Below are 3,972 nucleotides of genomic sequence, written 5' to 3'. Positions count from 1 at the left end.
AACCCGCGATTTGGGCACGGGACAGCCGTTCTCGTTCCCTTTTCCGCCTTTGATCGCCCGATTTGGGCACGAGCGGAGACTTCGCGTTCCCTTATTCATTCTTGCGACTCTTGTTTAGGCACGAGAGACTCACACTCGTTCCCTTTTTCATCCCTATGACCTCGATTTGGGCACAAAAAAAGAGACAGCCCCGCTGCACTTTGGCGGGGGGCTGACCCCTAGTAAGCAAATTATTTTTCAATCGCCACTTTCACTACATTGCTCCCGAAGTGAACCTCTTTCATTTCTTTTGCTTCCCCTACTTGCAGGTTGTTCACGAGGACGTTTTCACGGATGATGTTTTCGTTTTGTTCAATTGCTTTTTTGACGTCTTCGTCCCCATTGAGGGTGAGGTCAACGCGCAGGTCGATCGGCAGGTCCTGCTGCTTTCGTTCTTCCTGGATGACGCGGATGATTTCCCTCGCAAGTCCTTCGAGGCGAAGTTCTTCTGTGATTGTGGTATCCAAGACAACATGGAAGTCTTGATTGGAGCCCATGGATAGACCGGCATCTGCAATCTGTTCCACCTGAAGAAGATCGAATGGGACTTCTATCGGACCTTGAGCGGCAGGAACGATAACTTTTTGTTCCTGGACGACTGCTGCCGCTTCTTGATCGGATAATTGCTCGAGATATGCTTTGACCGTACCGACTTCCTTTCCAAGAACAGGTCCGGCTGCCCGGAAGTTGAGCTTGATTTCATAACGGACAAAGTCCTCTGAAGATTGTTTCACCGTCAATTTTTTCACATTGATCTCGTCCTGGATGATACTGCTGTACTTGGCAAGCGCCTCTCCTTTTTTCTGATCGACCGGAATGACGACCAATTCAGAAAGGGGCTGCTTTGTTTTGATCGACTCGGAATTGCGGACACCGCGGGCAAGCTCCACCACTTGAAGGACCGCGTCCATTTCCGCCTCCAATTGCGGATCCATTTCATCCGGATTCACATTAGGGAAGTCAGCCAAGTGGACACTCTTTCCGGTTAAATTGACATGGATGTCTTCTGCCAAGAACGGGATGAAAGGCGCCATGAGCAGACTCGTCCGCACCAGCACTTGGTGGAGGGTATGGTAGGCTGCCTTTTTGCCTTCGGTCATGCCCTCTTTCCAAAAGCGGTCGCGGGAACGGCGGATGTACCAGTTGCTGATTTCATCCACATATTTTTCAAGGGCCTTCGCTGCTTTTAAAAAGTCATAGTCATCCAAAGCCTCGGTCACCGCTGTCGTCACACTGTTTAAACGGGCAAGAACCCAGCGATCAAGCAACGTTTTTTCGCCCGTATCTTCTTCGTTGAACTGATAGCCGTCGATGTTGGCATATAGCGTATAAAAGCCATGCGTATTGACAAGCGTATCGATGACTTTTGATTTAGCCTCAATCACGACACGTCCGGAAAATCGTTTATTATTCCACGGGGCACTGTCGGCAAGGAGCGCCCAGCGGAAGGCATCAGCACCAAAGTCGCGCACAAGGTCCATCGGATTCAGGGCATTGCCCTTGCTTTTCGACATTTTCCTGCCCTCTTCATCCAGGATATGACCGGTCGATAGGACACGTTTGTAAGGAGACTTTCCTGTAAAAAGAGTAGAAACCGCGAGCAAACTGTAGAACCAGCCGCGCGTCTGGTCAATGCCTTCACAGATGACATCAGCCGGAAACTGTTTTTCAAATTGCGCTTTATTTTCAAACGGGTAGTGGTGCTGGGCAAACGGCATGGACCCGCTGTCGAACCAAACGTCGATCACTTCCGGCACCCTATTCATCGTGCCTCCACACGTTTCGCATGTTAGTTGAACACGGTCCACAAATGGTTTATGAAGCTCGATTTCATCGATGTCACCGATCGCTTTTTCCTTCAGATCAGCTATACTGTTCGGGGCGTACTCATGTGAGCATGAATCGCAGACCCATACAGGTAGCGGAGTCCCCCAGTAGCGGCTGCGCCCGATATTCCAATCGACAATGTTTTCTAGGAAGTTCCCGAACCGACCGTCTTTAATATGGGATGGATACCATTCGATTTCCTGATTGTTATGAAGAAATTGATCTTTTAATTGCGTCGTCTTGATGAACCAGCTTTCGATGGCGTAGTAAAGGAGCGGTGAATCACAGCGCCAGCAGTGCGGATAGCTGTGCTCATATTTTTCTTTATGAAAAAGGAGACCTTCATTCGCCAAGTATTTCACGATATCCACGTCACAGTCCTTCACGAAACGCCCGGCGAAAGGATGCACATCTTCGGTATAACGCCCCTGCCCATCGACCACGTTGAAAAAGGACAGATTATGCTCCTTCACTAAGTTATAGTCATCTTCCCCGTATGCCGGTGCGATATGGACGATCCCCGTTCCGCTTGCCGCGTTGACGAAATCCGCTTCGACGACAAAATGACCCCTTTCAGGTTTTACAAATTCGAATGTCGGCTGGTAGGCAGCATCTTTGAATTCACTCCCTTTATGTGAAGAAAGAACTTCAAAATCTTCCCCTAGATTCTTTTCTGCCAGTGCTTCGGCGACAATGAATATCTCATCGTCTTTCTTTGCCCGGACATACGTGAGTTCAGGATGGACGGCGAGCGCGATATTGGCAGGAAGGGTCCACGGGGTGGTAGTCCAGCCTAAGAAATATTCATTTTCTTTATCGACTAATTTAAATTTTACCGTTGCGGAAAGATCCTTCACATCCTTATAGCCCTGTGCGACTTCATGTGAGCTCAGCGTCGTTTGGCAGCTCGGGCAATAAGGCGTGACACGATGGCCTTTATACAGCAATCCCCGGCGATGGAAGTCACTCAGGATGTACCAGACACTTTCGATATAGTTATTTTCAAGCGTCACATACGGATGATCCATGTCGAGCCAATAGCCGATGGATTCAGTAAATTCGCGCCACTGTTTCTCATAGTTGAATACACTTTTCTTACATTCCTCGATGAACTTCTCGACACCGTATTCCTCGATTTCCTGTTTCCCCGAGATGCCGAGCTGTTTTTCAACCTCAAGCTCGACGGGGAGACCATGCGTATCCCAGCCCCCTTTTCGGAAAACTTGATATCCCTTCATCGTTTTATAGCGGGCAACAAAGTCCTTGATGACACGGCCCAGGACGTGGCCAGCGTGCGGCAGCCCATTTGCTGTCGGAGGGCCTTCGTAGAAGACGAATGTTTCTGCACCGCTGCGGTTTTCAATCGAGCGGTTGAAGACATTTTCTTGCTTCCAAAACTCTTTGACTCGATTTTCACGCTCTAACGCTGCCTCTTTCGTGTTGACGTTTTTCATTGGTTTCACCTCTTGTCGGTTATTTGTGCTTAGGTCGCATGCTATTTTCAAAAATGACTCTGTTAAACCCCGCTGTTGATTTCCGTGCAAGCCTTCGCTTTCCGCGGGCGGTTCGGGAGCCTCCTCGGCTATCGCCTCCGGGGTCTCCCTGACTCCGCTTTTCCCGCCGGAGTCTTCGACTTGCACTCCAATCAACAGCTGGAATCGGGCAATATATCAACACCAAGCTTGAACATTGCCTCTAAAATAAAAAATCCGCCCCTGTCGCAAAATAGGGACGGATTGGATCCGCGGTACCACCCATATTCCGTGATTTTCTTCACGGCTCTTGGTTCACATTTGGATAACGGCGTACTGCCGGTTCAACCTACATCAAGCATGTTCAGAAAAACTTCTCGGAGATGATTTTCAGCTTTAATTTGACATCGCCTTTTCAGCAGCCGGCGACTCTCTTAGACAGGGATTGCAGCTTACTCTTCTCGTCATCGAATGGATTATTCAATTAATTTCCAATATCATACAACGGAGCGGTTCGTCATGTCAAAGTGTTTTTTCAGAAATAAACATATTTTTTATGCTGTTGAGTAGCATGGCGGAATTGGAGAGGATCGCAGTAGTGACAGGGTTAGGGATTAATTTGTCTTTTTTCTGG

At 48.6% G+C, this 3,972-nt stretch carries 1 protein-coding gene and 1 other annotated feature; the gene reads right to left on the bottom strand.

From position 1 onward, the window contains the following. Positions 1 to 230: 230 nt before the first annotated feature. Positions 231 to 3,320, bottom strand: a complete 3,090-nt coding sequence (gene ileS / locus D9X91_RS22275; RefSeq protein ID WP_121682845.1) for an isoleucine--tRNA ligase — start codon at positions 3,318 to 3,320, stop codon at positions 231 to 233. Positions 3,321 to 3,590: 270 nt separating this feature from the next. After that, positions 3,591 to 3,815: a binding site (T-box leader), on the bottom strand. Positions 3,816 to 3,972: the final 157 nt, after the last annotated feature.

This window comes from Falsibacillus albus (genome assembly GCF_003668575.1).
Taxonomy (GTDB): domain Bacteria; phylum Bacillota; class Bacilli; order Bacillales; family DSM-25281; genus Falsibacillus; species Falsibacillus albus.
Note: the sequence above shows the minus strand (reverse complement) of the source record. Positions and strands in the feature narration are given on the sequence as shown.

What these genes read in the sequence shown, in the direction of transcription:
- ileS (WP_121682845.1), bottom strand. Translation starts at nt 3,320, where the DNA reads ATGAAAAACGTCAACACGAAAGAGGCAGCGTTAGAGCGTGAAAATCGA.